This window comes from Streptomyces pyxinicus, assembly GCF_024753135.1.
GTDB lineage: Bacteria > Actinomycetota > Actinomycetes > Streptomycetales > Streptomycetaceae > Streptomyces > Streptomyces pyxinicus.
In genome coordinates this window covers 17,535-44,089 of the sequence record NZ_JANUGP010000011.1, presented here as the reverse complement: position 1 = coordinate 44,089, position 26,555 = coordinate 17,535, and the positions used below count along the sequence as shown (strand labels likewise).

Sequence of the window (26,555 nt, the reverse complement as noted above, 5' to 3'; positions counted from 1 at the left end):
CAGTGAGAACCGCGGAGCCAAACTTCCCAGGTCAACGCAACATTTCCTGCGCAACCCCAGGTCATCGCCCTCCAGCCGCCATTCGCCGCACGAGTGGCAGGACTTCAGCCATCGGCCGCATGAGGCGGGGCATCAACCTTATTGCTGTCGGAGACAGTGTCACCGCACCGTTCTCACCAGAGGCTCCAGCAACTCCAGAGCCTCCTCCCAGTGGAAGTGGTCCGTCGCGCCGCCGGACTTTGGTCGGTGGGGTTCGTGGGAGCCGATCAGGATGCCCATCGACCGCAGCCGGTCGAGGCTCTGGCGGTAGGCGGGGTGGGCCGCCTGGGCGGCGTTGAGGTAGGGCAGGGCCGCGGTCGGGATGCCCATGCCGTGTGCCTCGCACAGGATGCCGAGGGCGAGGGTGTCGGAGATGCCGGCGGCCCATTTGTTGAGCGTGTTGAAGGTGGCGGGGGCGACGGCGATCGCGTCCGCCGGGGGCAGGGGGCGCGGGTCTCCCGGGGAACGCCAGGCGGAGCGGATCGGGTAGCCGGTCTGCGTCTCGATCGCCCTGGCGTCGATGAAGCCGAGTCCCTGCGGTGTGGCGACGACGCCGACGTCCCAGTTCGCCTCCTGGGCGGCGGTGATGAGCTTGCCGACGCCCGGGGCGATGCCCGCCGCGCACACGACGACGTAGAGGACGGGTTTCCTGTCCGGGGCGGGCGGTTCTTCGGTCATGTGGGGCTCCCAGTCAGAAGCTTCGGAAGCTTACGAGGCGGGGACCTCGTCGTCACCGTGGTGTGCGGCCGGGCCCCGCTAGCAGTACGGCGGCTGGTTGGTCAGGGACGCCGCCACCCGCATCCAGACGCCGAACTGGCGGTACAGGTCCGGGAGTCGGCCGGTCGCTCGGACCGTGCGGCTGTCGGTGGTGGTGACGCCGGGGATGCCGGGCAGGATCGCGGCCACCGAGGCGGACTGCCAGCGGACGGTGAGTGTGGAGAGGGTGGCCGGCGCCGGGGGGCTGGGTGGGAGGGAGGACAAGGAGTTGGTGACCGTCTCCTCGATGGCCTTGCGGGACTCCGCCTCCGGGCGCAGCTCGGCCGCGAAGCGGTCGTGGGCGTACTTCACCGGGACGGTGGCGACCGAGGCGTCCCAGTCCGTCATCTCCGCGCACGCCGCGTCGTCACCGGTGAGCGCCGCCACCGGTACGCCCAGCGCGGCGGCCGTGGCGTGGGCGAGGCCGATCTCGCCGACCGGGCGGCCGTCCAGCCACATGTCCTCGATCTCGTGCCCCATGAAGCTGTGGCTGAGCACACCCAGGGCGCCGGCGCGGGAGTGGTAGCCGACGCACAGCGCGGCGTCGTACTCCCCGGTAAGCCCCTCCAGCATGCCCATCCGCTTGGGCCTGCCGCGCACCAGCCGGGCGGCGGGGTGCAGGTGCTCGGGGTACAGGTTGCGCATCGGGCCGTGGGCGTCGTTGACGAGGATGTCGCAGGCGCCGGCCGTGAGGGCGCCGCGTACGGCGGCGTTCACGTCCTCGGCCATCATGGCGCGGCCCCGCTCGTAGTCCCGGCCGCCCGGCTGGACGTCCTCGGCGTCGACGAGCCCGGTGACGCCCTCCATGTCCACGCTGATGTAGATCCGCACGGCGTCCAACCTAACCGAGCCCGGCTGAGGTAGGTTCCCAACCGCCAAAGGTCGCGCGGCCGTTCATCGTCATACGTCTGGTCATCGGGGAAGTCATGTCATCGGGGGAAGTCATGCGGGAGACGGAGACGGAGCCCGGTGGGGAGGTCCCCGTCCGTCAGCTCGCGCCTACGCTGACCCTGCTGGTCGTCAGTCTGGTGGTCGCCGCGGTCGGGGTGTACGAGCTGTGCGGGTTCGGGCTGCACAGCCTCGACCGGCGCCCGCACCTGTTCAGCGACGGCCTCGCGACCGGCGGGGTGATCGTCGCCGCCGTGGCGGCCGGCGCGGCGGTGGGCAACCTGGCCTGGACACTGGCCGCCGCCCGGCGCCGTACCGGCTGCTGAGCCCGGGGGCTACGCCTGGTCTCAGGCGTCACCCGCCGGTCCCCCGCCGCCCACCGTGAACCCGATGACCGCCCCGCCCCCCTCGCGCCGGAAGGCGAACGGGGCGCCGCCGTGGGCCATGGCGACCTCGCGGACGATGGAGAGGCCGAGGCCCGAGCCGGGCAGGGAGCGGGCGTCGGCGGCGCGGTAGAAGCGATCGAAGATGCGGATCAGGTCGCCCTGGGCGATCCCGGGGCCCCGGTCCAGCACCTCCACCCGCACCGTCCCCGCCCGTACCGCCGGGGCCGTGCGTACCGTGGCGCCCGCGCGTACCGGCGTACCTGCCCGCGCCGCCGGCCCCGGCCGCGCCGCCGGCCCCGTCACCGCCACCTCGATCGGCGCCTTCCCGTCCGGGTCGAACTTCGCGGCGTTCTCGACCAGGTTGGAGACGGCCCGCTGGAGCATGCCGGGCCGGCCGTCGGCGCTCGTGTCGCCGCTCACCCGCAGCACGATGTCGCGCCCGGTGCGCCGCCGGGTCAGTCCCACCACGTCCTCGGCGAGGTCGGCGAGGTCCACCCGCTGGGGCGGCTCGGCGTCGGACTGGCCGGCGGCGAGGTCGACCAGCTCGTTGACCAGGTCGGTCAGCTCCCGCGCCTCCTGGCCGAGGTCGGCGACCAGCTCCTCCCGCGCGTCCGGCGGCAGTTCGTCGATGCGCCGCAGCAGGGAGATGTTGGTGCGCAGGGAGGTGAGCGGGGTGCGCAGCTCGTGCCCGGCGTCCTGCACCAGGCGCCGCTGGTCCTCCTCCGACTGGGCGAGCCGGCCCAGCATCCGGTCGAAGGCGCGCCCGAGCCGGCCCACCTCGTCCAGACCCGTGACCGGCACCTCGATGCCCAGCCGCCGGGTGCGGGCCACGTCCTCGGCGGCGGAGGTGAGGATCACCAGGCGCCGGGTGATCCGGCGGGCCAGCCACCAGCCGAACAGGCCGGCGCCCACCACGACCGCCGCCATCAGCACCAGCGTGCGCTGCTGGAGCGTGCGCAGCAGGTCCTCGGTGTCGCTGAACTCCTGCGCGACCTGCACCGCGCCGCGCCCGTCGCCGAGCGAGACGGTGGCGATGCGGAACAGGTCCTCGTCGACCCGTACGTCCTTGTACTGGACCACCTCCCCGGCCGCCCGCGCGACGGCCACGGCCCGGTCCCGGGCGGTGACGGGCAGTGCCGGGCTGCCGTGGTCCACGATCTGCCCGCGCGCGCCGAGCACCTGGACGTCGGTGCGGGCGGGCCGTACCAGGTCGTGCCCGGGGCGGGAGGAGGAGAAGTCGTCCGGCACCATCTCGTGCTGCCGCACCTCGCCCCGCACGTCCTGCACGACCTGCGTGAACACGGACTGCTGGTCGACCCGGACCAGCCGGGCGGCGGAGCTGTAGGACAGGATGCCGACGAGGACGGTGACGGCGGCGGTGACGGCCGCGAAGGAGAGGACGAAGGTGGTGCGCAGCGAGACGAGCCCCGGCCGGCGCAGCCCCGGCAGCCGCCGCGGGCGGCCCACTCAGTCCTCCCGCAGCACGTAACCCACGCCCCGCACGGTGTGGATGAGCTGCGGGGCGCCGGGCTCGTCCAGCTTGCGGCGCAGGTAGCCGACGTAGACGGCGAGGTTCTTGGAGCCGGGGCCGAAGTCGTAGCCCCAGATGCGGTCGTAGATGGTGGCGTGGTCGAGCACGATGCCGGTGTTGCGCACCAGCAGTTCCAGCAGCTCGAACTCGGTGCGGGTCAGCTCCAGCTCCCGCCCCCCGCGCCAGGCCCGGCGCGCCTGGAGGTCCATGCGCAGCCCGGCGGCCTCCAGCTGCCGGCCGGAGACGTGCACCTCGGACCGGCCGGTGCCCGCGGGGGCGGTGGCACCGGGGCCGGGCGGGGCGGGGACCGGGCTGGTACGGCGCAGCAGGGCGCGGAGCCGGGCGAAGACCTCCTCGACGTCGAAGGGCTTGACCACGTAGTCGTCGGCCCCGGCGTCCAGGCCCGCGATGCGGTCGGCGGTCTCCACGAGCGCGGTGAGCATCAGGATGGGGGTGCGGTCGCCCTCGGCGCGCAGCACCCGGCAGACCTGGAGGCCGTCGATGCCGGGCATCATCACGTCGAGGACCAGGACGTCCGGCGGGGTGCGGTGGGCCTGCGCCAGCGCCTCGACGCCGTCGGCGACCGCCGTCACCTCGTAGCCCTCCAGCGTCAGGGCACGCTCCAGGGCATGACGGATGGCACGGTCGTCTTCGGCGAGCAGCACAGTCTGGGGCACGCCTCCAGTCTGCCAATGCCTCCGGCGGTTCAGCGGGGTCGAGCGGGCCTACGATCACCCTTTTTACCCCCCTCTCACCGTCCCGGAGGCAACCGGCCCTTCACCGCCCCGGAGGTGACCGGCCACCCACCGCCCCGGAGGCAGCCGATCTCTCACCGCCCCGGCGGCAACCGGCCACCCGCCGGTACCCAAGCGGTCAGCCGCGCAGCGCCGTCAGATGTTCTGCGAACGGGACGATCTCGGGCCCGGTGGCGCGCGGAGCCGTCAGAGGCAACCGGCCACCCACCACCCCGAAGGCAACCAGCCACCCACCACCCCAGAGGCGACCGACCCCTCACCGCCCCAGAGGCAACCGGACACCGCCACCCCGAAGGCAACCGGCCACTGGCCACCCCGAAGGCAACCGACCCCTCACCGCCCCGAGGGCAACCGGCCACCCACCGGTACCCAGGCGGTCAGCCGCGCAGCGCCGCCAGCTGTTCGGCGAACGGGACGATCTCGGGCCCGGTGGCGCGCGGGGCCGTCTTCGGCAGCAGGGCCGCCAGCTCCTGTCCCGCCCGCTCGATCCGCTCGGCCAGTCCCTCGGCGCCCCAGTCCTCGGACGCCGCGTACACGCCGGTCGGTACGACGACGGCCCGCAGGTAGGCGAACAGCGGCCGCAGCGCGTGCTCCAGCACCAGCGAGTGCCGTCCCGTGCCGCCGGTCGCGCCGATCAGCACGGGCTTGCCGGCCAGCACGTCCTTGTCCAGCACGTCGAAGAACGACTTGAACAGTCCGCTGTACGACGCGCTGAACACCGGCGTGACGGCGATCAGCCCGTCCGCCCCGGCCACCGCGTCCTGCGCGGCGGCCAGCGCCTTGCCCGGGAAGCCGTTGGTGAGCTGGTGCGCGATCTCGACCGCGAGGTCCCGCAGCTCGACCACCTCGATGTCGAGCGGCGTGTCCCCGGCCGTGCGGCGGGCCACCGCCGCGGCCAGCCGGTCGGCCAGCAGCCGGGTGGAGGACGGGACGCTCAGTCCCGCCGATACGACGACGAGCTTCATACGGTGGTCGCCTCCTTCGCGGCGAGCAGGGACGAGTGGGTCGGCGCGTCCGGCACCTCGGCCGGCCGCCCCTTGGCGAACTCCTCGCGCAGTACCGGTACGACCTCCTCGCCCAGCAGGTCGAGCTGCTCCAGCACGGTCTTCAGCGGCAGCCCGGCGTGGTCCAGCAGGAAGAGCTGGCGCTGGTAGTCGCCGGCGTACTCCCGGAAGGCCAGCGTCTTCTCGATCACCTGCTGAGGGGAGCCGACGGTCAGCGGGGTCTGCTCGGTGAAGTCCTCCAGTGAAGGCCCGTGGCCGTACACCGGCGCGTTGTCGAAGTACGGGCGGAACTCGCGCACCGCGTCCTGCGAGTTGCTCCGCATGAACACCTGGCCGCCGAGCCCGACGATCGCCTGCTCGGGCGTGCCGTGCCCGTAGTGGGCGTACCGGGTCCGGTACAGCTCGACCATGCGCTTGGTGTGCTCGGCCGGCCAGAAGATGTTGTTGTGGAAGAACCCGTCGCCGTAGTAGGCCGCCTGCTCGGCGATCTCCGGCGAGCGGATGGAGCCGTGCCAGACGAACGGGGGGACGCCGTCCAGCGGGCGCGGGGTGGAGGTGAAGCTCTGCAGCGGGGTGCGGAACTTGCCCTCCCAGTCCACGACGTCCTCGCGCCACAGCCGGTGCAGCAGGGCGTAGTTCTCGACGGCGAGGTTGATGCCCTCGCGGATGTCCTTGCCGAACCAGGGGTAGACCGGGCCGGTGTTGCCGCGGCCCATCATGAGGTCCGTCCGGCCGTCGGCCAGGTGCTGGAGCATCGCGAAGTCCTCCGCGATCTTCACCGGGTCGTTGGTGGTGATCAGAGTGGTGGAGGTGGAGAGGATCAGCCGCTCCGTGCGGGCCGCTATGTAGCCGAGCATCGTGGTCGGGGACGACGGCACGAACGGCGGGTTGTGGTGCTCGCCGGTCGCGAAGACGTCCAGGCCGACCTCCTCGGCCTTCAGCGCGATGGCGACCATGGCCTTGATCCGCTCGCGCTCGGTCGGGGTGCGCCCCGTGGTGGGGTCCGGCGTGACGTCGCCGACCGTGAAGATCCCGAACTGCATGGTCGCTCACCTTCCAGGTTGTTGAGCGTTCAACTACAACCCGCCCAACGGTACCCGGTCCCCGGATATTCCGGCCCCCCGCCCCGCCTCTTCGCCGGGCAGCGAGGCGGTCTCGGCGCCGTACAGCTCGGCCGGGTCGAACCCCATGCCGGTGAAGTGCCCGGCCAGCTCCAGGGACAGCACGCCGTGCAGCCGCGTCCAGAACGCCAGCGCGCGGCGGAGCGCCGCCGGTGACCCTCCGGGAGCATCCGGCGGTCCGGCGGCCCCGCAGGCGTCGAGGAGTACGGCCGTGATCTCGCCGGTGACCCGGCGAGTGCTCTCGGGCGCCTCGCGGCCGGGCACCGGGGTGCCGTAGAGGAGGAAGTAGCGCTGCGGGTGCGCGAGGGCCCAGGCGCGCAGCGCCTCGGCCAGTCCGCCGGGCCCGGCGCCGGCCGCCGCGCCGGCGCGGAGGGTGGCGGTGAGGTCCCGGCAGGCGTCCCGGATCAGCTCGGCGAGCAGCGCGTCGCGGCCGGCGAAGTACCGGTAGAGGGCCGGGCCGGTCATGCCGAGCCGCCTGGCCAGGGCGTTGAGGGAGAGCGCGGACGGCCCGGCGGCGGCGATCTGCTCCCACGCGAGCCGCTTGGCCTCGTCGCGGACCTGGGCGCGGTAGCGCTCGCGCGGAGTCCGACCGCCCGTTCCCGCCACCGCGAAGCCCCCCACTCGTTGGTTAGAGGCTATCACTCTCCTTCTTGACTATCGCGGGAGCGCAGGTCTATAACTAATCACGGCAGTGAGACCCTCTAACGAAAGGTGGCCGTCATGGGCGGCGAAGGACGCGGCGAAGGACTCGTCGAGATCGTGCTCCCCGGCATCGTGGAGCCGGAGCAGCTCGGCATCCGGCACGGCGACATCCCGGCCCCCGGCCCCGGCCGGCTGGTCATCGCCATGGAGGCCACCGGTGTCTCCTTCGCCGAGCAGCAGATGCGCCGGGGCCGGTACTACGACCAGCCGCCCTTCCCCTTCGTCCCCGGCTACGACCTGGTGGGCACCGTCCACGCCACCGGCGAGGGCGTCGACCCCGCGCTCACCGGCCGCCGGATGGCCGTACTGACCAAGGTCGGCGGCTGGGCCAGCCATGTCGTCGTGGACGCGGCGGACGCCGTACCCGTGCCCGACGGGCTCTCCGCCGCCGAGGCCGAGACCGTGGTGGTCAACGGCATCACCGCCTGGCAGATGCTGCACCGCAAGGCCCGGATCCGCTCCGGGCAGACGATCCTGGTGCACGGCGCGAGCGGCGGCGTCGGCTCGGTCCTGGTGCAGTTGGCCCGCGCGGCCGGGGTGCGGGTGATCGGCACCGCCTCCGCCCGCCACCACGACGCCCTGCGCGCCCTGGACGTCACCCCGGTCGACTACCGCGCCGGCGACCTGCCCGGCCGCGTCCGCGCCCTCGCACCCGGCGGGGTGGACGCCGTCTTCGACCACGTCGGCGGCCGGAGCGTGATCGACTCCTGGCACCTGCTCGCCCCCGGCGGCACCCTCGTCGCCTACGGCAGCGCGTCCACCCGCGACGACACCGGCTCCAAGCAGTGGCCGGTGCTCAAGATCCTCGCCCGCACCTGGCTGTGGAACACCCTGCCCAACGGTCGCGGCGCCTGCTTCTACAACATCTGGGCCGGCCGCGCCCTCACCAGGAACCGCTTCCGCGCCCGGCTCCGGACCGACCTCACCCAGGTCTTCGACGCCCTCCGGCGCGGCGACGTCACGGCCCGCATCGCCGCCCGCCTCCCCCTCACCGAGGCCGCCCAGGCCCTCCGCCTCGCGGAATCCGGCACGGTCACGGGCAAGATCGTCCTGACGCCGTGAGGCCGTGAGGCCGTGACGCCCGGCTGCCCGGCCGCCCGGCCGCCCGTGCGAAGCTGCCGCCATGCCGATCCTCCGCTCCGCCGCCCTGTTCGTCGTCGCCGCCCTGTTCGAGATCGGCGGTGCCTGGCTGGTCTGGCAGGGGGTGCGCGAACACCGCGGCTGGGTGTGGATCACCGGTGGCATCCTCGCCCTCGGCGCCTACGGCTTCGTCGCCACCTTCCAGCCCGACGCCCACTTCGGCCGCATCCTCGCCGCCTACGGCGGGATCTTCGTGGCCGGCTCGATCCTGTGGGGCGTGGTCGCCGACGGCTACCGGCCCGACCGCTGGGACATCACCGGCGCGCTGGTCTGCCTCGCCGGAATGGCCGTGATCATGTGGGCGCCGAGGAACGGCGCCTGAGCCTCGCCTAGGCTGGGCGGGACCAGTCCCGCTCACCGCACCGCCCCCACGATCCCAGGAGTGCCCATGGCCACCGCAGCCCCGTCCGCCGCCTCCCGCATCGCTGTCATCACCGGTGCGAGCAGCGGCATCGGCGCCGCCACGGCCCGGCAGCTCGCCGCGGCCGGCTACCGCGTCGTCCTCACCGCCCGCCGCAAGGACCGCATCGAGGCGCTGGCCGAGGAGCTGACGCGGGCCGGGCACTCGGCGGTGGCGTACCAGCTCGACGTCACCGACCGCACGGCCGTGGACGAGTTCGCGACAGCCTTCGAGACGGTCGGCGTCCTGGTGAACAACGCGGGCGGCGCGCTCGGCGCGGACCCGGTGGCCACCGGCGACCCGGCGCAGTGGCGCGCGATGTACGAGACCAACGTCCTCGGCACCCTGAACATCACCCAGGCCCTGCTGCCCAAGCTGGAGGCGAGCGGCGACGGCGTGGTGGTCGTGGTCTCCTCCACGGCGGGCTTCTCCACCTACGAGGGCGGCGCCGGGTACGTGGCCGCCAAGCACGGCGAGCACGTCCTCGCCGAGACCCTGCGCCTGGAGATCGTCGGCCGCCCGGTCCGAGTCGTCGAGGTCGCGCCCGGCATGGTGAAGACCGAGGAGTTCGCCCTCACCCGCTTCGCCGGGGACCAGGAGAAGGCGGCCAAGGTCTACGCGGGCGTCGCCGAGCCCCTCAGCGCCGACGACGTGGCCGACACCATCACCTGGGCGGTCACCCGCCCGAGCCACGTGAACATCGACCTCCTGGTCGTCCGCCCTCGCGCCCAGGCCTCCAACTCCAAGGTCCACCGGGAACAGTGATGCCCGAAGAAGACTCCGCCGAGAAGCGCCGCCTGGCCCAGGAGACCAAGGACGAACGCCAGGTCTGGTACTTCCTCGCCTACTTCCTCTTCGGCATCCACTTCGTCGCCTTCGTCATGATCTACGCGGTCCGGCACGCGAAGTAGCGCGCGGACACGCGGAGAGGGCGGGCCGGTGCGTACCGGCCCGCCCTCTCCGCGTGTGCCGGGGCGTCAGCCCTTCACGCACACCACCTGCTTCAGCTTCGCCACGACCTCCACCAGGTCGCGCTGCTGGTCGATGACCTGGTCGATCGACTTGTAGGCGGCCGGGATCTCGTCCACGACACCGGAGTCCTTGCGGCACTCCACGCCCCGCGTCTGGTCCTCCAGGTCCCGCGTCGAGAAGCGCCGCTTGGCCGCGTTGCGGCTCATCCGCCGACCGGCGCCGTGCGAGGCCGAGTTGAAGGCGTGCTCGTTGCCGAGGCCCTTCACGATGTACGAGCCCGTACCCATCGAGCCCGGGATGATGCCGTAGTCCCCGGAGCCGGCCCGGATCGCGCCCTTGCGGGTCACCAGCAGGTCCATGCCGTCGTACCGCTCCTGCGCCACGTAGTTGTGGTGGCAGGAGATCTCCGGTTCGAAGGTCGGCTTCGCCTTCTTGAACTCCTTGCGGATCACGTTCTTCAGGAGCGCCATCATCAGGGTGCGGTTGTACCTGGCGTACTCCTGCGCCCAGAACAGGTCGTTGCGGTAGGCCGCCATCTGCGGGGTGTCCGCGACGAACACCGCGAGGTCGCGGTCGACCAGCCCCTGGTTGTGCGGGAGCTTCTGGGCCACGCCGATGTGGTGCTCGGCCAGTTCCTTGCCGATGTTGCGGGAACCGGAGTGCAGCATGAGCCAGACAGATCCGGTGGTATCTATGCAAATTTCGACAAAGTGGTTGCCCGAGCCGAGCGTTCCCATCTGCTTGTGCGCACGTTCCTGACGGAATCTGACCGCTTCGGCGACTCCGTCGAAGCGTCCCCAGAAGTCGTCCCAGCCGGCGGTCGCCAGGCCGTGGAAGTCTCCGGGCTCGACGGGGTCGTCGTGCATGCCCCGCCCCACCGGAATCACCCGCTCGACCCCCGACCGCAGCCGCGACAGATCCCCCGGCAGGTCGTCGGCCGTCAGGGACGTGCGGACCGCGGACATGCCGCAGCCGATGTCGACGCCGACCGCGGCGGGGCAGACGGCGTCCCGCATCGCGATGACCGAGCCGACCGTCGCGCCCTTGCCGTAGTGGACGTCCGGCATGACCGCCAGGCCCTTGATCCAGGGCAGGGTGGCCACGTTCTGGAGCTGGCGCAGGGCACCGTCCTCGACCGTCGCCGGGTCCGCCCACATCCGGATCGGGACCCTGGCGCCCGGTATCTCCACGTACGACATGTGTTCCTCGTTCCCCCGGAAAACAGTAATGGAATGCGCGAAAGCGACAAAAGGCAAATGCGGCGCCGAAGTCCACGGAACAGGGCACGGGACCGGCGTGCACGGCAGTGCGTGCGATACACATTGTCTCCAGGGAGCGCCCCGCGACGGCAAGCGAATAACCAGCGGGGACACTGGAGCACCAGGCGACCGGCCACCGCCGGACCGCCACCGTCGAGAGGAGCCCGACCGTGCCGCGCAAGGCGTACGTTTCCGGCACCGCCGCACTCCTCGCGGCGCTGCTGGCCGGCTGCACGAGCGGTTCCGGCGACGGCGGCGGGACGGACGACGCCAACCCGGGCGACACCGGCACGGCGACGGTCGCGGCCCAGCCCGGCAAGTACCGCACGCTGCCCGAGCCGTGCGCCGCGGCGGACCACGACACGCTCGACGCGCTGCTGCCCGGCATCAAGCAGCTCACCGACCCGGTGCAGCGGGACAAGGCCTACCAGGGCGAGGCGTCGCTCACCTACGACACCGACCGCAAGGTGGGCTGCCGTTGGAAGGTGGAGTCGGCCGAGGCCACCGACCACCTCTCGGTCGACTTCGAGCGCGTGGTGTCGTACGACAACGCGGTCAGCGACGACGACCAGGCGGCCCGGCTGTTCGGGGAGAAGGAGACGGCCGCCGACCTGCCGGAGCCGAGCGGTCCGGCCTCGACCGGGTCCTCCGCGCCCGGCTCGCCCAGCGCGTCCGCGACCGGCGGGCCCGGCGCCTCGACTTCGCCCTCGAACTCGCCGTCAGGGACACCGTCCGGGTCGTCGTCCGGGTCGTCGTCCGCCTCCGGTGCCGCGGGCGCGCCGAACGGTCTGCAGCCGCGCGCGCTGACCGATCTCGGTGACGAGGCGTATCTCGACGACGAGCTGAGCACGTCCGGTTCGACGGCGCAGCAGCGGACGGTGACTGTGGTGTTCCGCACGTCCAACGTCGTCGTCACGATCCAGTACGAGGAGCAGCCGTCGGCGACCGGAGCGGTCCCCGACAGCAAGGAAATGCAGGACAAGGCGCGTGATCTGGCCTCCCAACTGGATGACGCGCTGGGCGGTTGAGGGCCCTCGGCGGCTCGGGCGGGCCGGCCGGTGAAGCGGGGGAACGGCGACCGCGCGGTCCGCGCACCGCGTACCGTGGGGCCCCGCAGGAACCCGCACGACCACCGAGCGTCATGAGTGAAGGAACCATGCAGCGAGCTGACCAGCGAGACGACCGTGCCCAGCAAGGCCCGCGGGGCCGGCGAGCCAGGCGCCTGAGCCGCGCCCTTGTCTGTGCGGCAGCCGTGCCGGCGGTTCTGATCACCGCGGCCTGCTCCTCGGACTCGGACGACGCCAAGGACCAGGGCGGCAAGGGCGCGTCGGCGCAGCAGACGTCGGGCGCCTCGGGGCGGCCGTCGGCGAGCGCGTCGCCGACCGTGCAGGCGGCGAAGTACCGCAAGCTCCCGGACGCGTGCGCGGTGGTGACGAAGAAGACGCTGTCCGACCTGGCGCCGAAGGCGAAGTCCGGCAAGAAGGGCGGTTCGGACGATCCGTCCTCCCGTGCCTCCTGCGCCTGGAGCAGCCTGGACAACAACGGCGTGAAGGGCTCGCAGTTCCGCTGGCTGAACGTCTCCCTGCTCCGCTTCGACTCCGACACCGCGCGGGGTTCGGGCGAGGCGCAGGCGCACACGTACTACGGCGGGCAGGTCAAGGACGGCCAGTCGGTGGACGGCGCCAAGGCGGTCAAGGTCGTCCCGCTGTCCGGCACGGGCGACGAGGCGTCGGCGGTGCGTTACGACCTGAAGAAGAAGGAGGGCCTCTTCAAGCAGCAGACGCTGGTGGCCCGGGTCGAGAACGTCGTCGTCACGGTCGACTACAACGGTGCCGGTCTGGCGGGCGAGAAGACCCCGGACGCGGACGGTCTGACGAAGGACGCGCAGCGGGCGCTGAAGGACGCGGTGGCCGCCGTGTCGTCCGCCAACGGCGCTGGTTCCCCGTCGAGTTCACCGTCCCCGTCGTCCTCGGCGTCCTCCTCGGCACCCTCGTCGAAGGGCGCCTCCGCGTCGCCGTCGAAGAAGGCCTCCCCGTCGAAGTCGGCCGCGAAGAAGGACTGAGCCGGGGCCTCGGGGGCTGACCGGCACCACGTTCGCCGCACACGTGTGCCACTCTGTTGCGCGCAACAACACGCAAGGGGAGGGGAATACGAGTGGCCGCGCCACTGAAGCTGACCCGGATGCACCACGTCCTCATCGGCGTGGTCGTGACCGGCGCGCTGATCATCGCCGGCATCGGCTTCGCCGGTTCGTACGCGGCTGTCCGTGAGCTGGCCCTCAAGAAGGGCTTCGGGAACTTCTCCTACGTGTTCCCGATAGGCATCGACGCGGGCATCTGTGTCCTGCTGGCCCTGGATCTGCTGCTGACCTGGATCCGGATCCCCTTCCCCCTGCTGCGTCAGACGGCGTGGCTGCTGACGGCGGCGACGATCGCCTTCAACGGCGCGGCCGCCTGGCCGGACCCGCTGGGCACGGGCATGCACGCGGTGATCCCGGTGCTGTTCGTCGTCGCCGTCGAGGCGGCCCGGCACGCCATCGGCCGGATCGCGGACATCACCGCCGACAAGCACATGGAGGGCGTCCGCATCACCCGCTGGCTGCTCTCGCCGGTGCCGACGTTCCTGCTGTGGCGGCGGATGAAGCTGTGGGAGCTGCGCCGGTACGACCAGGTCATCAAGCTGGAGCAGGAGCGGCTGGTCTACCAGGCCCGGCTGCGCTCCCGTTTCGGCCGCGCCTGGCGCCGCAAGGCGCCGGTGGAGTCGCTGATGCCGCTGCGGCTCGCGCGGTACGGCGTGCCGCTGGCGGAGACGGCCCCGGCGGGGCTCGCGGCGGCGGGCATCGAGCCGGCGCTGCTGCCGCCGGCCCCGCCCCAGCAGCAGCCGGCGCCGGCGTTGGCCGCGCCGGCTCCCGCCGCCGGGCCGCAGGCGTCCGTCCCCCGGCAGGCGGCGGCGCCTCGCAACGAGCGCCGCCAGGAGGCGCCCGCGGACGAGGAGAGCCCCTGGTTCCAGGCGCCGCGCGAGATCGAGTACCAGGGCGGCTACGACCCGTCCTACGAGCCGCCCCCGGAGCCGCAGTACGAGCCGGAGGAGCAGTACGAGGACTGGTACGACGAGCAGCCCCCGGAGCGGTTCCAGCAGCCCTCCCCGGAGGAGACCGGCAGCTTCCCGATCCCGGTGGGCCCGAACCGCACCCGCGAGCTGGGCGACGGCGGCGGCCTCCCGGAGGCGGAGCCGACGACGGAGGACTACTTCCAGGTCTTCCGGAAGTCGATCGACGGCAGCTACCCGACGGGTGCGCAGCTGCGGGACGACGTGGAGGCGACCTACGGCGTGACGCTGCCCAAGGGGGAGGCGGAGCGGCTGGTGAAGATCTTCGCGGAGCGGCACTCCCGGGAGCTCCAGGAGGAGCACATCGCGTGACGGCGAACGGGACATGAGGAAGGGGCCCTCCGTGGGGAGGGCCCCTTCCTCATGTCCGGCCGGTGTCAGGCTCCGAGCAGCTCCCGCACCCGGTCCTGGCCGACGGCCAGCAGCAGGGTGGGTAGCCGGGGGCCGGTGTCCCGGCCGACCAGCAGGTGGTAGAGCAGGGCGAAGAAGGTCCGCTGGGCCGTCTTGATCTCCGGCGGCAGTTCCTTGGGCGTGGCGTCGGCGGAGAAGCCGGCCCGCACCTTGGGGACGCCGTAGACGAGGTGGGTGAGGCCGTCGAGGGACCAGTGCTCGGCGAGGCCGTCGAGCAGCAGTCGTACGGACTGCCGGGAGGGCTCGTCGAGGGACTTCAGCAGCTCGGTGTCGGGCTCGGCGCGCACGATGGTCCGCTGGTCGGCGGGGACCTGCGTGTTGATCCAGGCCTCGGCCTTGTCGTAGCGCGGGCGGGCCTCGTCCAGGGTGGTCAGCGGCTGCTCCGGGTCCAGCTCGGAGAGGATGCGCAGGGCCTGGTCGGTGTGGCCGGCGGTGATGTCGGCGACCGAGGCGAGCGTGCGGTACGGCAGCGGGCGCGCGGTCCTCGGCAGGTCACCGGCGGCGGTGCCGACCGCGCGGGTGTACGCGGCGACGTCACCGGGCAGCGCCGAGTCGTCGGCGACCTTGGCGGCGAGCTTGTCCCACTCGTCGTAGAGCCGCTGGATCTCCTGGTCGAAGGCGATCTTGAAGGACTGGTTGGGCCGGCGGCGGGCGTACAGCCAGCGCAGCAGCTGCGGCTCCATGATCTTCAGGGCGTCGGCCGGGGTGGGGACGCCGCCGCGCGAGGACGACATCTTGGCCATGCCGGAGATGCCGACGAAGGCGTACATCGGGCCGATCGGCCGCTCGCCGCCGAAGATGCCGACGATCTGCCCGCCGACCTGGAAGGAGGAGCCCGGCGAGGAGTGGTCGACGCCGCTGGGCTCGAAGACCACGCCCTCGTAGGCCCAGCGCATCGGCCAGTCGACCTTCCAGACCAGCTTGCCGCGGTTGAACTCGCTGAGCCGGACGGTCTCGGCGAAGCCGCACGCGGCGCAGGTGTACGCCAGCTCGGTGGTGTCGTCGTCGTAGGAGGTGACGGTCGTCAGGTCCTTGCCGCAGCCGCCGCAGTAGGGCTTGTACGGGAAGTACCCGGCGGAGCCGGAGCTGCCGTCGTCCTCGGCCGCGGCGCCGGAGCCCTCCTCGGCCTCCAGCTCGGCCGTGTCCACGGCCTTCTGCTGGGGCTTCTTGCCGGTCTTGGGCTTGGTGCGGTACTGGGCGAGGATCGCGTCGATGTCCCCTCGGTGCTTCATCGCGTGCAGGACCTGCTCGCGGTAGGCGCCGGAGGTGTACTGCACGGTCTGGCTGATGCCGTCGAACGCGACGCCCAGCTCGGCCAGCGACTCGGTCATCGCGGCCTTGAAGTGCTCGGACCAGTTCGGGTACGCGGAGCCCTTCGGGGCCGGCACCGAGGTCAGCGGCTTGCCGATGTGCTCGGCCCAGGACTCGTCGACGCCCTCGACACCGGCCGGGACCTTGCGGTAGCGGTCGTAGTCGTCCCAGGAGATCAGGTGCCGGACCTGGTGGCCGCGGCGGCGGACCTCGTCGGCGACCAGGTGCGGGGTCATGACCTCGCGCAGGTTGCCGAGGTGGATGGGGCCCGACGGGGAGAGGCCGGACGCGACCACGACCGGTTTGCCCGGGGCCCGGCGCTCCGACTCCTCGATGACCTCATCCGCGAAACGGGAGACCCAGTCGGTGGTCTCGGTGCTCTGAGCCACGATCGGCACGTCCTTCTTTCCTGAACGGGTGACACTCCATTGTCACAGACCGCATCGCGCCCGGGAAAACCGCTTTACCCCCCGTGGGATACTGACCGGGTCTATCCATCCCCACGAGGAGAACGGCACCCATCCCTATGGCCTCGGTCACGTCCCTCAGCGATTCCGTCCAGCAGCACCTCGCCTCCGCGCTCTCGGCCACCCTGCCGGAGGCCGCCGGAGCGGACCCGCTGCTGCGCCGAAGCGACCGGGCCGACTTCCAGGCCAACGGCATCCTGGCGCTCGCCAAGAAGGCGAAGGCGAACCCGCGGGAGCTGGCCGCGCGGGTGGTCGAGCGGGTCACGACGGGTGACGTGATCGAGGGCGTCGAGGTCTCCGGGCCCGGCTTCCTCAACCTCACGATCGCGGACCGGGCGATCACCGGGACGCTGGCCGCGCGGTACGCGGACGAGACGGGCCGCCTCGGCGTGCCGCTCGCCGGACACCCCGGCACCACGGTGATCGACTACGCGCAGCCGAACGTGGCCAAGGAGATGCACGTCGGCCATCTGCGGTCCGCGGTGATCGGTGACGCGGTGGTGCGGATGCTGGAGTTCACGGGCGAGAACGTGGTCCGCCGGCACCACATCGGCGACTGGGGCACCCAGTTCGGCATGCTGATCCAGTACCTGGACGAGCACCCGCACGAGCTGGACCACGGGAGCCACGGGGATCACGGGGACCAGCACGGGGACCAGGAGGACATCGCGGTCAGCGGCGAGGAGGCGATGTCCAACCTGGACCGCCTCTACAAGGCCGCGCGCCGGCTGTTCGACGCCGACGAGGAGTTCAAGACGCGGGCCCGCCGCCGGGTGGTGGACCTCCAGGCCGGCGAGCCGCAGACGCTGGCCATGTGGCAGAAGTTCGTGGACGAGTCGAAGATCTACTTCTTCTCCGTCTTCGAGAAGCTGGACATGGAGGTCCGGGACCCGGACATCGTCGGCGAGTCCGGCTACAACGACATGCTGGCCGAGACCTGCCGGCTGCTGGAGGAGTCCGGTGTCGCGGTGCGCTCGGAGGGCGCGCTGTGCGTGTTCTTCGACGACATCAAGGGCCCGGACGGCAACCCGGTCCCGCTGATCGTGCAGAAGTCCGACGGCGGCTACGGCTACGCGGCCACCGACCTGTCGGCGATCCGCGACCGCGTCTTCCACCTGAAGGCGGACACCCTGCTGTACGTGGTGGACGCCCGGCAGGCCCTGCACTTCCGGATGGTCTTCGAGACCGCCCGCCGGGCCGGCTGGCTGAACGACGACGTCACGGCCGCCCAGTTGGCCTTCGGCACGGTCCTCGGCAAGGACGGCAAGCCCTTCAAGACGCGTGAGGGCGAGACGGTCCGGCTGGTCGACCTGCTGGACGAGGCGATCGAGCGTGCCTCGGCGGTGGTCCGGGAGAAGGCGCGGGACCTGTCCGAGGCGGAGATCGCCGAGCGGGGCGCCCAGGTGGGCATCGGCGCGGTGAAGTACGCGGACCTGTCGACGTCGGCGAACCGGGACTACAAGTTCGACCTGGACCAGATGGTCTCGCTCAACGGCGACACCTCCGTCTACCTCCAGTACGCGTACGCCCGTATCCGCTCCATCCTGCGCAAGGCCGGCGAGGCCGGCCAGGCCGCCCCGGTCGCGCACCCGGAGCTGGAGCTGACGGAGGCGGAGCGGGCGCTGGGCCTGCACGCGGACGCGTTCGCGGAGACGGTGCGGGAGGCGGCGGCGGAGTACGCGCCGCACAAGCTGGCCGCGTACCTGTACCAGTTGGCGTCGCTGTACACGACGTTCTACGACAAGTGCCCGGTGCTGAAGGCCGAGACGCCGGCACAGGTCGAGAACCGTCTGTTCCTGTGCGACGTGACGGCCCGCACGCTGCACCAGGGCATGGCCCTGCTGGGCATCCGGACGCCGGAGAAGCTCTGACGGAGCCCTGCGGGGCCCCGTGTAGCCCGGATGTGTGAATCTGCCCGGAATCTTCTTCGGGGCGCTGAGCTGGGCAGATTCCCGTGTTGTCGGGCTGGCGGCCGATAAGCCATAACTCAGACGGTTTGACCCGCGTTTCACCGGGTGCGGGCGAGTGCCCGTGACGATGTCTGGGAGAGGCAGGGACCCTATGAACCGGGTGACCCGAAACAGTCTGATCGCCATCGCGGCCGCCTCGGGCGCGATGGCCGTGGCAGGTCCGGTGTACGCCGACTCGGCCGCGGACGGCACCGCGGTCGGCTCGCCCGGTGCGGTCTCCGGGAACACGCTGCAGTTGCCGGTGAGCGTCCCGGTGAACGCCTGCGGCAACACCGTGAACGTGGTGGGGCTGCTGAACCCCGCCTTCGGCAACAGGTGCGCCAACGTGGGGCACGGCGGGAGCGGCAAGGGCCACTCGGCGGGGTCCTCGACCTCGGGCGGCGCCACCGCCCAGTCGGGGACCCACGGTTCGGCGGGCGTGATCTCCGGCAACGGCGTGCAGCTGCCGGTGGACCTGCCGGTGAACGTCAGCGGCAACACCGTCGACGTGGTGGGCATCGGCAACCCCGTCTTCGGCAACACCTCGGTCAACGAGTCGCACCCGCGGCCCGAGCCGACGAAGCCGGCCCCGCCGCGGCACGTCGAGCCGCCGGCCAAGCCGCACACCCCGCCCGTGAAGCACACGGCGCCGCCCAAGCCGGCGCCGGTCGTGGAGCACCAGACGGTGGACACCCTCGCCCACACCGGTGCGGGCAACCCGTGGGCGCCGGCCGCCATGGGTGCCGTCTCGCTGCTCGGCGGCACGCTGCTGTACCGCCGCTTCCGGACCCGGACGGCCCGTCAGGAGGCCTGACGGCGGCCGGGGTCGGGGCGTTTCCCCGGGGCCGGCGCCGTTGTCAGTGCCGGCCTCTACAGTCGCGGGTATGGCGACTCTTCCCAACCCGCTGCCCCGGTTGGCCACCGATCCCAGTGGCCGTTCCCTGGGGCTGAGCCTGCCGCCGGGCAGGCTGGTCGACACGACGGACGACGGCCCCTGGCACGAACCGCTGCTGTGGCACGCGGAGAAGCCGGCCGCGCCGGGCACCTGGAAGGCGCTGGGCGTGCCGGCCTCCCGCGCCGGTCTGCTGCCGGTGCTGGTGGACGCCGGCGCGCACGGAGGCGGACCGGCCGGCTGGGAGCTGGCACCGGGGCTGATGTCGTACCCGGGGGACCACGACGCCGAGGACGTCCTCGCGGAGTACTGGGAGGACTGGGCGGAGGAGGGGGCCGGCGAGGAGCTGGCGCCCTTCGGCGCCGCGTGGCCGGGGCTCGCGCCGGCGGCGACGGCGACCGCCGGCCCGGACACCCGCGCGGCCCAGGTGTCCGACACCCTGACCGGTGCCGCGCCGGAGTGGTTCCGGGGGCCGCGGCTCGCCCTGGTACCGGCCCGCAGATCCGCCGACATACCCGCGGCGATCGGCTGGACCGGGCCGCTGAACCACGACGAGGACGTGGCCCGGCTGTGCGCGGTCCTGCGCTCCTGGGAGGACCGCTTCGGCGTCCGGGTGGTGGGGCTCGGCTTCGACGTCCTCGTGGTGTCCGTCGCGGCCCCGCCCACCGAGACCACCGTCGCAAAGGCGCTGGCCGCCGAGCACTTCGCCTTCTGCCCGGACGCCGTCACCGAGGACGGCCCGGGCAGCGTCGGCGACTACGCCAAGGGGCTGCTCAACTCGCCGACCTGGTCCTTCCGCTGGGACTGACCCGGGCCGGCCGTCACTCCGCCGGCTGCCATTCCTTGCCGCCGAGCTGGAAGACGTAGCCGGGCCGGCCGTTCGCGCCGCTGGTGCGGAACGGCCGGCCCTGGTCGTCGACGCGCAGCGTGCCGTGCCGCGTCCCGCTGGACCACGCCAGCTCCAGGTACCAGCTCACGTCGTACGCCGAGGCGTCGGCGGTGACGTACAGGACCTCGGGGTCGTTCCGGCTCACCTTGAACGGGAAGTCCCGGTGGCCGGACTTCGGGACGACGGCGGGGCGCATCGCGTCGAGGGCGACCGTGAAGGAGCGGGTGGGCACGCTGCCGCCGCAGCCGACACCGGGGTAGCCCATCGCGAAGTCGTTCCAGGCGAGGGGCGCCCGCCGGGACACCGGGTGCACGGTCAGGCTCTCCAGGACCACGGTGTCCGAGCCGGTGCCCTGCACAGTGAGCGCGACGTACTGCTCGCCGGCGGGCACCGCCCCGTGCCTGGCCACCCAGCCCGGCGCGTCCTGTTCCGCCGGCGGCGGGCGGACGCCGGCCGGGTCGCGGTCGACCAGGTAGTGCGGGGAGCAGGGGTCCTCCCAGGCGTAGGGGTGGGTGGTGACGGCGAGGGGCGGGGTGGCGGCGGCCGGGCCGTCGCCGCCGGCCGTGGCGCCCGGCGGTTCCTCGGCGGACCGGCTCGCGGACGGGGCGTTGCCGGAGGCGGAGGGCGCGGCCGGGGAGGGTGTGGCCGAGCGGGCCGCACTGCGCCGGGGGCCGGGGGTCGGCGTCCGGTGTCCCGGGGTGACGCCGCCGGCCGCGGCCGGGGTGTCCTTGCCGTCCCGTGCCCCGTCGTCGTGGGGGAGGTTGAGGACGAGCGCCGCGGTGCCGAGGAGCGCGAGCACGGTGGCGGCGGCGAGCAGGGCCATGCGGGTACGGGAGCGCCGCGCCGGGCGCCCGGTCACGGCCACCGGCCCGGTCACGGGGTCGGGCTCGTCGTCCGGTTCGGACGCGGACGCGGGCTCGGGTTCGGGTTCGGGTTCGGGGTGCACGTCCGGCACCGGTGCCACTACTGGTACTGGCACCGGCTCGGCCGGCTTCTCCCGCGCCGCCGGCTCTCTGCGCCCCCGCCCCGCGTCCGCCAGCACCCATCTGCGGTGCAGCTCCACCAGTTCCTCGGGCGTGGCCCGGCACAGTCGCGCGAGGCGCTCGACGGGCGCGTAGTCGGCCGGTACGGCGTCCCCGTTGCAGTAGCGGTGCAGCGTCGACGTGCTCATGTGCAGCCGCTTGGCGAGCGTGCCGTAGCTGTGCCCGGAGCGTTGCTTCAACTCCCCCAGCAGCTCGGCGAAATCACTCCCGAACGTGTCCTGCGACACCGTTCCTCCGTCCCCCCGCGTTCCACCCCGGCGTTCCAGAGGTGGGGCGTATGACCAGGTCAGAGCCTATGCGGGCGTTCCATCGTCCCGGATCGTCCGCCGGCCGTGGCGGCCGGGACGACTCGGCCCGCAGGCTGTTGGTCATCCAAGCACGCCGAAGGGCCCAGCCCGAAAGAGGACTTGCCATGCGTATGCGCCACATCCGTCTGTACGCCGCGACCGGTACCGCCGTGGCCGCTCTCGCCCTGACGGCCTGCGGGGGAGGCGGGACCGGTACGAAGGACGAGGGCGCCGCCCGGCCCCAGCCCACCACGGCGGCGAAGGCCACGACGGACGGCGGCACGAGTGCCGAAGCCGGCTCCGCTCCGGGCCACGCCACCAGCGTGTCCGCCCGCACGTCGGCGACGAAGCAGAAGGGCACCCAGCCGAAGGGCGCTCAGCCGAAGTCCACCGCGCTGCACCCCTGCAACGGCTCGAACACCAAGGTGACGGCCGCGCCGGTGTCCCGCCCGCTCAACCACCTGCTGCTCACCGCGAAGAACACCAGCGGCAAGAGCTGTGACCTGCTGTACTGGCCGACCCCGCGCTTCGACGACGCGCAGTGGGCGCCGGAGGTCATCAAGGACAGCCAGCCGCAGGCCGTGGTGACCCTGGCCCCGGGCGAGTCCGGGTACGCCGGTGTCCGGCTGTCGGCCGCCGACGGCAGCGGGCAGAACGGCACCACGGCCCACAAGCTGGAGGTGTACTTCGCGGGCAGCACGCCGGGCAGCAACTCGGCGCCCTCCGCGCACCCGGCGCTCACCGCGAAGGGCGTGTACTACGACTCCACACTGGCGATGACGTACTGGCAGAGCAGCGCGTCGGACGCGCTCACCTGGTAGTGCCCTCCAGGCGCCGCAGCCGCTGGGCGGCCTCGGTCGCCCAGTAGGTGAGGATGGTGCGCGCGCCGGCCCGCTTGATGCCGGTCAGGGTCTCCAGGATGGCCTGGTCCCGGTCGATCCAGCCCTTCTCGGCGGCGGCCTCCACCATCGCGTACTCGCCGGAGATCTGGTAGGCGGCGACCGGGACGTCCACGGCGTCCGCGACCCGGGCCAGGATGTCGAGGTACGGACCGGCCGGCTTCACCATGACCATGTCCGCGCCCTCGGCGAGATCCAGCTCCAGTTCCCGCAGGGACTCGCGCCAGTTGGCCGGGTCCTGCTGGTAGGTCTTGCGGTCGCCCTGGAGCGAGGAGGCGACGGCCTCCCGGAAGGGGCCGAAGAACGCCGAGGAATACTTGACGGTGTAGGCGAGGATGGCCACGTCCTCGCGGCCGATCTGGTCGAGGGCGTCGCGGATGACGCCGATCTGGCCGTCCATCATGCCGCTCGGGCCGACGACATGGGCGCCGGCGTCGGCCTGCACCTGGGCCATCTCGGCGTACCGCTCCAGGGTCGCGTCGTTGTCGACGCGGCCCTCGGCGTCCAGGACACCGCAGTGCCCGTGGTCGGTGAACTCGTCCAGGCACAGGTCGGACATGACGAGCAGGTCGTCGCCGACCTCGGCGCGCACGTCGCGCAGGGCGAGCTGGAGGATGCCGTCCGGGTCGGTGCCGACCGTGCCCCGGGCGTCCTTCTTGCCCTCCTCGGGCACGCCGAACAGCATGATCCCGGAGACCCCGGCCTCGACCGCCTCCAGCGCGGCCTTCTTCAGGCTGTCCCGGGTGTGCTGGAGGACGCCGGGCATGGCGCCGATCGGCACCGGCTCGCTCACGCCCTCCCGGACGAACGCCGGGAGGATGAAGTCGGCCGGGTGCAGCCGCGTCTCCGCGACCATCCGGCGCATGACGGGCGACGTCCGCAGCCGCCGGGGACGGGTACCGGGGAAGGATCCGTACTTCGACATGGCCTCTACGCTACGCCCGCCCCCGGGCCCCCGATGCCGACGCCCTGTCGGCCCCGCGGGCCCTGCTCAGGGGACGATGACCCGCCGTCCGCGCGCGTGCCCGGCCTGGCTGTCGGCGTGCGCCGCCGCGGCCTCGGTGAGCCGGTACACCTTCTCGACCGGGATGTGGAGCCTGCCCCGGACGATGAGGTCGGCGGCCTCGGCGAGCGCGTCCGGCACGCTCCCGGCCACGCCGGAGAACCGGACACCGTGCCGCGGCGCGTCGAGGTCGGCGATGGAGATCACCTTCCCCGGGTCGCCGGTCAGCTCGACGAGTTCGCGGATCACGCCCGAGCCGGCCAGGTCGAGCGCCGCGTCCACCCGCCCGAGCGCCCGGACCCGCTCGGTCCAGCCGTCGCCGTACGTGGTGGCGAGCGCGCCCAGGCCCCGCAGGTAGTCCTGGTTCGCGGCGCCGGCCGTGCCGATCACCGTGATGCCGCGCTCGCGGGCGATCTGGAGCACCGCCGAGCCGACTCCCCCGGCGGCGCCGCTGACCAGCAGCGTCTGGCCGGGCCGCACGCCGGCCTCGCGGAGGATGCGCAGCGCGGTCTCCGTCACGGAGGGGTAGCCGGCGGCCTCCTCGAATGTCAGTCCCTCGGGTATCCGGGCCCAGGCCGACAGCACGGCGAACTCGGCGTAGGTGCCGACGCCTTCACCGAACACGTGGTCCCCGATCTCGACCCCCTCGACACCCGCGCCGACCTCGTCCACCACCCCGGCGGCGTCGAGACCGACCCCGGAGGGCAGTTCGGTGGGATGGGCGCCGAGGACCTGGCCCTCCCGGATTCTCCAGTCGACGGGGTTCACACCCGCCGCCCGCACGGCGACGCGCACCTGCCCCGGGCCCGCGTGGGGCTCCTCGGCGTCGATCAACCGCAGCACGTCCGGACCACCGAACTCGGCGAAGCTCACTTTTCTCATGCCCCGAACATAACCCTAACCGTTAGCTTTTCACAACGGTTAGCTTTTCGAACCTGCTAGTTTCGGGCCATGACCGAGCCGCCCGGACGCCGTGAACGCAAGAAGGCCGCGACCCGCCGGAAGATCGCCGACACCGCCCTGCGGCTCTTCCTGGAACGCGGCTACGACGCGGTGGGCATCCGGGACGTGGCCGCCGCGGCCGACGTGGCCGTCACCACGGTCTTCGCCCACTTCGCCTCGAAAGAGGCCCTCGTCTTCGAACAGGACGAGGACTTCGAGCGAGGCCTGATCCGGGCGGTCACCGACCGGGCACCGCACGAGCCGCTCATGCCCGCCCTGCGCCGCGAGATCCACGCCCTGGTACGGCACTGCACGGCGGACGACGCGGCCCCGGTCTGGCGCCTGGTGGAGGAGACACCGGCCCTGCGGGAGTACGACGAGTCGATGCGGCTGCGCCACGCGGCGTCACTGGCGACGGCCATCGCCGCCGACCCGGAGCTGTCCCGGACCGCCACGGCCTGCCGCACCATCGCCCGGTTCGCGATCGACGCCTACTCCCTGGCCCGGGAAGCCGACGATCCGGAAGCGGCGGTGGACGAGATCTTCGGGATGATCGAGGCGGCCTGGGAGGTCACCGGCTCCGCCGCCTGATCCCCGGTGACGGCGAGATCCAGTTCCGCCCACACCGTCTTGCACGGCACCGGCCCCTCCCGCACACCCCAACGATCCGCCAACTGCTCGACCAGCAACAGCCCGTACCCGGACTCGCCGACCCCATCAGCGGCAGCCCCCTTCACCGGGAGCCGATCACCCCGGGGATCGGTCACCTCGATCCGCAGGACCCGCGCGTCGATGTTCGAGAGCGTGACCCGGAAGCCCCGGCCGCGCACCTTGCCGTGCAGCGCCGCGTTGGCCGCCAGCTCGGCGACGATCAGCCGGGCGGGGTCCAACGGCAGCCCCCAGGAGCGCAGTTGCTCGGTCGCGAGCAGACGGGCCAGCCGGGCGCCGCGCCGGGTTGCGGAGAGCGGCACGAAGAACTCGCGTTCCGTGTCGCGGTGGGTGGAGATTCGCTCATTCACGTGACTCAGCGTGGCCATGCGTGCTTAGCCTGTGAAGTACGGCACCCCGTGCGGGCAGTGGCTGTCCGCCCGACGTCCGGCTGTGTCCGGGCCGTACGGGGTGACCGATGACCGGCGTGACGGGTTGGACCGGGGAAGGGGCGCGGCATGGAGGCGGCGGACATGAGCGACTGGAACGTGGAGCCGGACGACGACGAGGCCGGAGCGGTGATCCGCACCGTCGCACGGCAACTGAAACTGTGGCGGGAGGCGGCCGGCCTCACCCAGGCGGAGTTCGGGACGGCGATCGGGTACGGCGAGGAACTGGTCTCCTCCGTGGAGCGCAGGCGGCGCATTCCCCGGCCGGAGTACCTGGACGCGGCCGACACGGCCCTGAACGCGGGCGGCAAGATCGCCGCGATGAAGGAGGACCTGGCGGAGATCCGCTACCCGAAGAAGGTCCGGGATTTGAAGAAGCTGGAGGCGGAGGCGGTCGAGCTGTGCGCCTACAACAACTCAGTGATTCAGGGGCTGTTGCAGACGGAAGAGTACATGCGCGCGTCGATGGCCACCCGGCGGCCCGCGTTCACGGAAGAGGCGCTGGAGCAGCAAGTGGCGGCGCGCCTGGCTCGTCAGGACATCCTCGCTGAAGCGCCGCCGCGAGTCTTCAGCTTCGTCCAGTGCGAGTCGACGCTGCGTCGTCCCATCGGTGGCACCATGGTCATGCGAAGGCAGCTCGAACACCTGCTGGCACTCGGCCGGTTCAGGAACGTCGACTTGCAGATCCTGCCTCTGGACCGCGAGGACAACGCCGGTCTCGCGGGTTCGTTCAGGCTGCTGCGGCTGCAGGACGGGAGCACCGTTGGACACAACGAGGTCCAGCTCGTCAGCCGTGTGATCAACGAACCGAAGGAAGCCCAGGTGCTGGACATGCGCTATGGGATCATCCGCGCACAGGCTCTCACCCCCCGGGAGTCACTGGCCTTCATCGAGAAAGTGCTGGGAGAAGAATGACCCACTGGATAAAGAGCAGCTACAGCACGCCTGACGGACCCGACTGCGTCGAGATGGCCACCGCCCCCGACCACATCCTCGTCCGCGACTCCAAGAACCCCGACGGCCCCCGCCTCGCCCTCACCCCCACCACCTGGGCGACCTTCCTCCCCTACGCGGCTGGAGAGAAATGACCCCCGCACCTACCCTGATCTGGGCGAAGAGCAGCTACAGCACGCCTGAGGGGCCTGACTGCATCGAGGTCGCCACCATCCCCGACCAGATCCTCGTCCGTGACTCCAAGAACCCCCACGGCCCCCGCCTCACCCTCACCCCCACCACCTGGGCGACCTTCCTCCCCTACGCCGTCCAGCGCTGACGGAACACAGAGGAAGACCGGCGGAGTGCCT

General features: G+C 72.3%; 29 protein-coding genes. 16 read left to right on the top strand and 13 right to left on the bottom strand.

The annotated features are described in order from the left end of the window. Positions 1-159: 159 nt before the first annotated feature. Positions 160-717: a flavoprotein gene (locus tag NX794_RS16650; RefSeq protein WP_258779344.1), complete on the bottom strand. Its 558-nt coding sequence runs from the start codon at positions 715-717 to the stop codon at positions 160-162. 78 nt (positions 718-795) lie between these two features. Beyond that, positions 796-1,626: a M55 family metallopeptidase gene (locus tag NX794_RS16645; protein ID WP_258779343.1), complete on the bottom strand. Its 831-nt coding sequence runs from the start codon at positions 1,624-1,626 to the stop codon at positions 796-798. Positions 1,627-1,739: 113 nt separating this feature from the next. Here NX794_RS16645 and NX794_RS16640 point away from each other — a divergent pair, with 113 nt between their 5' ends. Beyond that, a complete protein-coding gene (locus NX794_RS16640; protein WP_258779342.1) occupies positions 1,740-2,009 on the top strand; it encodes a hypothetical protein in 270 nt (89 codons plus the stop codon). Between the two features lie 21 nt (positions 2,010-2,030). Here the strand turns inward: NX794_RS16640 and NX794_RS16635 are convergent, their stop codons facing one another. The 5 genes from NX794_RS16635 to NX794_RS16615 form a co-directional block, all read right to left on the bottom strand. Next, positions 2,031-3,536, bottom strand: coding sequence for a HAMP domain-containing sensor histidine kinase (locus tag NX794_RS16635; RefSeq protein ID WP_258779341.1), 1,506 nt, complete (start codon positions 3,534-3,536; stop codon positions 2,031-2,033). Then, positions 3,537-4,277 carry a response regulator transcription factor gene (locus tag NX794_RS16630; protein ID WP_258779340.1) on the bottom strand — a complete coding sequence of 247 codons (741 nt, stop codon included), beginning with the start codon at positions 4,275-4,277 and terminating at the stop codon, positions 3,537-3,539. 455 nt (positions 4,278-4,732) lie between these two features. After that, positions 4,733-5,320, bottom strand: a complete 588-nt coding sequence (locus tag NX794_RS16625) for an FMN reductase (protein ID WP_258779339.1) — start codon at positions 5,318-5,320, stop codon at positions 4,733-4,735. Then, positions 5,317-6,402, bottom strand: coding sequence for an LLM class flavin-dependent oxidoreductase (locus NX794_RS16620; protein ID WP_258779338.1), 1,086 nt, complete (start codon positions 6,400-6,402; stop codon positions 5,317-5,319). The genes NX794_RS16625 and NX794_RS16620 overlap by 4 nt, the downstream gene beginning before the upstream one ends. Before the next feature lie 33 nt (positions 6,403-6,435). Further along, positions 6,436-7,086: a TetR/AcrR family transcriptional regulator gene (locus NX794_RS16615; RefSeq protein WP_258779337.1), complete on the bottom strand. Its 651-nt coding sequence runs from the start codon at positions 7,084-7,086 to the stop codon at positions 6,436-6,438. A gap of 114 nt (positions 7,087-7,200) precedes the next feature. Here NX794_RS16615 and NX794_RS16610 point away from each other — a divergent pair, with 114 nt between their 5' ends. From NX794_RS16610 to NX794_RS16595, 4 genes are all read left to right on the top strand, one after another. Continuing rightward, positions 7,201-8,244: a medium chain dehydrogenase/reductase family protein gene (locus NX794_RS16610; RefSeq protein WP_258779336.1), complete on the top strand. Its 1,044-nt coding sequence runs from the start codon at positions 7,201-7,203 to the stop codon at positions 8,242-8,244. Positions 8,245-8,305: 61 nt separating this feature from the next. Next, the gene (locus NX794_RS16605) at positions 8,306-8,644 is read left to right on the top strand and encodes a YnfA family protein (protein ID WP_258779335.1); all 339 of its coding nucleotides are present in this window, start codon (positions 8,306-8,308) and stop codon (positions 8,642-8,644) included. A gap of 66 nt (positions 8,645-8,710) precedes the next feature. Then, a complete protein-coding gene (locus NX794_RS16600; RefSeq protein WP_258779334.1) occupies positions 8,711-9,487 on the top strand; it encodes an SDR family NAD(P)-dependent oxidoreductase in 777 nt (258 codons plus the stop codon). After that, entirely contained in the window at positions 9,487-9,633 is a 147-nt protein-coding gene (locus tag NX794_RS16595; protein WP_258779333.1) for a hypothetical protein, read from the top strand. Before NX794_RS16600 ends, NX794_RS16595 begins: the two co-directional genes overlap by 1 nt. A 66-nt stretch (positions 9,634-9,699) precedes the next feature. On the opposite strand, the gene NX794_RS16590 is transcribed toward NX794_RS16595, so the two are convergent. Continuing rightward, positions 9,700-10,893 carry an RtcB family protein gene (locus NX794_RS16590; RefSeq protein ID WP_258779332.1) on the bottom strand — a complete coding sequence of 398 codons (1,194 nt, stop codon included), beginning with the start codon at positions 10,891-10,893 and terminating at the stop codon, positions 9,700-9,702. 230 nt (positions 10,894-11,123) lie between these two features. On the opposite strand from NX794_RS16590, the gene NX794_RS16585 reads away from it, so the two are divergent. The 3 genes from NX794_RS16585 (at position 11,124) to NX794_RS16575 (ending at position 14,373) form a co-directional block, all read left to right on the top strand. Beyond that, entirely contained in the window at positions 11,124-11,981 is an 858-nt protein-coding gene (locus NX794_RS16585) for a DUF3558 domain-containing protein (RefSeq protein WP_258779331.1), read from the top strand. 113 nt (positions 11,982-12,094) lie between these two features. Beyond that, positions 12,095-13,015: a DUF3558 domain-containing protein gene (locus tag NX794_RS16580; RefSeq protein WP_258779330.1), complete on the top strand. Its 921-nt coding sequence runs from the start codon at positions 12,095-12,097 to the stop codon at positions 13,013-13,015. Between the two features lie 92 nt (positions 13,016-13,107). After that, positions 13,108-14,373, top strand: coding sequence for a DUF2637 domain-containing protein (locus NX794_RS16575; protein WP_258779329.1), 1,266 nt, complete (start codon positions 13,108-13,110; stop codon positions 14,371-14,373). Positions 14,374-14,438: 65 nt separating this feature from the next. Here the strand turns inward: NX794_RS16575 and lysS are convergent, their stop codons facing one another. Beyond that, entirely contained in the window at positions 14,439-16,181 is a 1,743-nt protein-coding gene (lysS, locus tag NX794_RS16570) for a lysine--tRNA ligase (RefSeq protein ID WP_258779328.1), read from the bottom strand. A 128-nt stretch (positions 16,182-16,309) separates the two neighbouring features. Between lysS and argS the strand changes: the two genes are divergently transcribed. From argS to NX794_RS16555, 3 genes are all read left to right on the top strand, one after another. Next, positions 16,310-18,121, top strand: a complete 1,812-nt coding sequence (gene argS / locus NX794_RS16565) for an arginine--tRNA ligase (RefSeq protein WP_258779327.1) — start codon at positions 16,310-16,312, stop codon at positions 18,119-18,121. Between the two features lie 190 nt (positions 18,122-18,311). Next, entirely contained in the window at positions 18,312-19,013 is a 702-nt protein-coding gene (locus tag NX794_RS16560; RefSeq protein ID WP_258779326.1) for a chaplin, read from the top strand. Positions 19,014-19,083: 70 nt separating this feature from the next. After that, entirely contained in the window at positions 19,084-19,899 is an 816-nt protein-coding gene (locus tag NX794_RS16555; protein WP_258779325.1) for a DUF4253 domain-containing protein, read from the top strand. Between the two features lie 13 nt (positions 19,900-19,912). Here NX794_RS16555 and NX794_RS16550 read toward each other — a convergent pair whose 3' ends face one another. Next, on the bottom strand, positions 19,913-21,250 hold the full coding sequence (locus tag NX794_RS16550; protein WP_258779324.1) for a helix-turn-helix domain-containing protein: 1,338 nt from the start codon (positions 21,248-21,250) through the stop codon (positions 19,913-19,915). Positions 21,251-21,441: 191 nt separating this feature from the next. Between NX794_RS16550 and NX794_RS16545 the strand changes: the two genes are divergently transcribed. Further along, positions 21,442-22,131: a DUF4232 domain-containing protein gene (locus NX794_RS16545; protein ID WP_258779323.1), complete on the top strand. Its 690-nt coding sequence runs from the start codon at positions 21,442-21,444 to the stop codon at positions 22,129-22,131. On the opposite strand, the gene hemB is transcribed toward NX794_RS16545, so the two are convergent. Both hemB and NX794_RS16535 read right to left on the bottom strand, forming a co-directional pair. Then, positions 22,121-23,134, bottom strand: coding sequence for a porphobilinogen synthase (hemB, locus tag NX794_RS16540; RefSeq protein ID WP_258779322.1), 1,014 nt, complete (start codon positions 23,132-23,134; stop codon positions 22,121-22,123). The genes NX794_RS16545 and hemB overlap by 11 nt on opposite strands. Positions 23,135-23,200: 66 nt before the next feature. Further along, complete coding sequence (locus tag NX794_RS16535; RefSeq protein ID WP_258779321.1) at positions 23,201-24,094, bottom strand: NADP-dependent oxidoreductase; 894 nt, start codon at positions 24,092-24,094, stop codon at positions 23,201-23,203. 69 nt (positions 24,095-24,163) lie between these two features. Here NX794_RS16535 and NX794_RS16530 point away from each other — a divergent pair, with 69 nt between their 5' ends. Beyond that, a complete protein-coding gene (locus NX794_RS16530; RefSeq protein WP_258779320.1) occupies positions 24,164-24,745 on the top strand; it encodes a TetR/AcrR family transcriptional regulator in 582 nt (193 codons plus the stop codon). Here NX794_RS16530 and NX794_RS16525 read toward each other — a convergent pair. After that, positions 24,646-25,191: an ATP-binding protein gene (locus NX794_RS16525; RefSeq protein ID WP_258779319.1), complete on the bottom strand. Its 546-nt coding sequence runs from the start codon at positions 25,189-25,191 to the stop codon at positions 24,646-24,648. The genes NX794_RS16530 and NX794_RS16525 overlap by 100 nt on opposite strands. Before the next feature lie 144 nt (positions 25,192-25,335). Between NX794_RS16525 and NX794_RS16520 the strand changes: the two genes are divergently transcribed. From NX794_RS16520 to NX794_RS16510, 3 genes are read left to right on the top strand one after another with little or no spacing between them, the layout of a single operon-like run. Next, the gene (locus NX794_RS16520) at positions 25,336-26,166 is read left to right on the top strand and encodes a DUF5753 domain-containing protein (protein ID WP_258779318.1); all 831 of its coding nucleotides are present in this window, start codon (positions 25,336-25,338) and stop codon (positions 26,164-26,166) included. Further along, a complete protein-coding gene (locus NX794_RS16515) occupies positions 26,163-26,339 on the top strand; it encodes a DUF397 domain-containing protein (protein WP_258779317.1) in 177 nt (58 codons plus the stop codon). The genes NX794_RS16520 and NX794_RS16515 overlap by 4 nt, the downstream gene beginning before the upstream one ends. Further along, positions 26,336-26,524 carry a DUF397 domain-containing protein gene (locus NX794_RS16510; protein WP_258779316.1) on the top strand — a complete coding sequence of 63 codons (189 nt, stop codon included), beginning with the start codon at positions 26,336-26,338 and terminating at the stop codon, positions 26,522-26,524. Before NX794_RS16515 ends, NX794_RS16510 begins: the two co-directional genes overlap by 4 nt. Positions 26,525-26,555 lie beyond the last annotated feature (31 nt).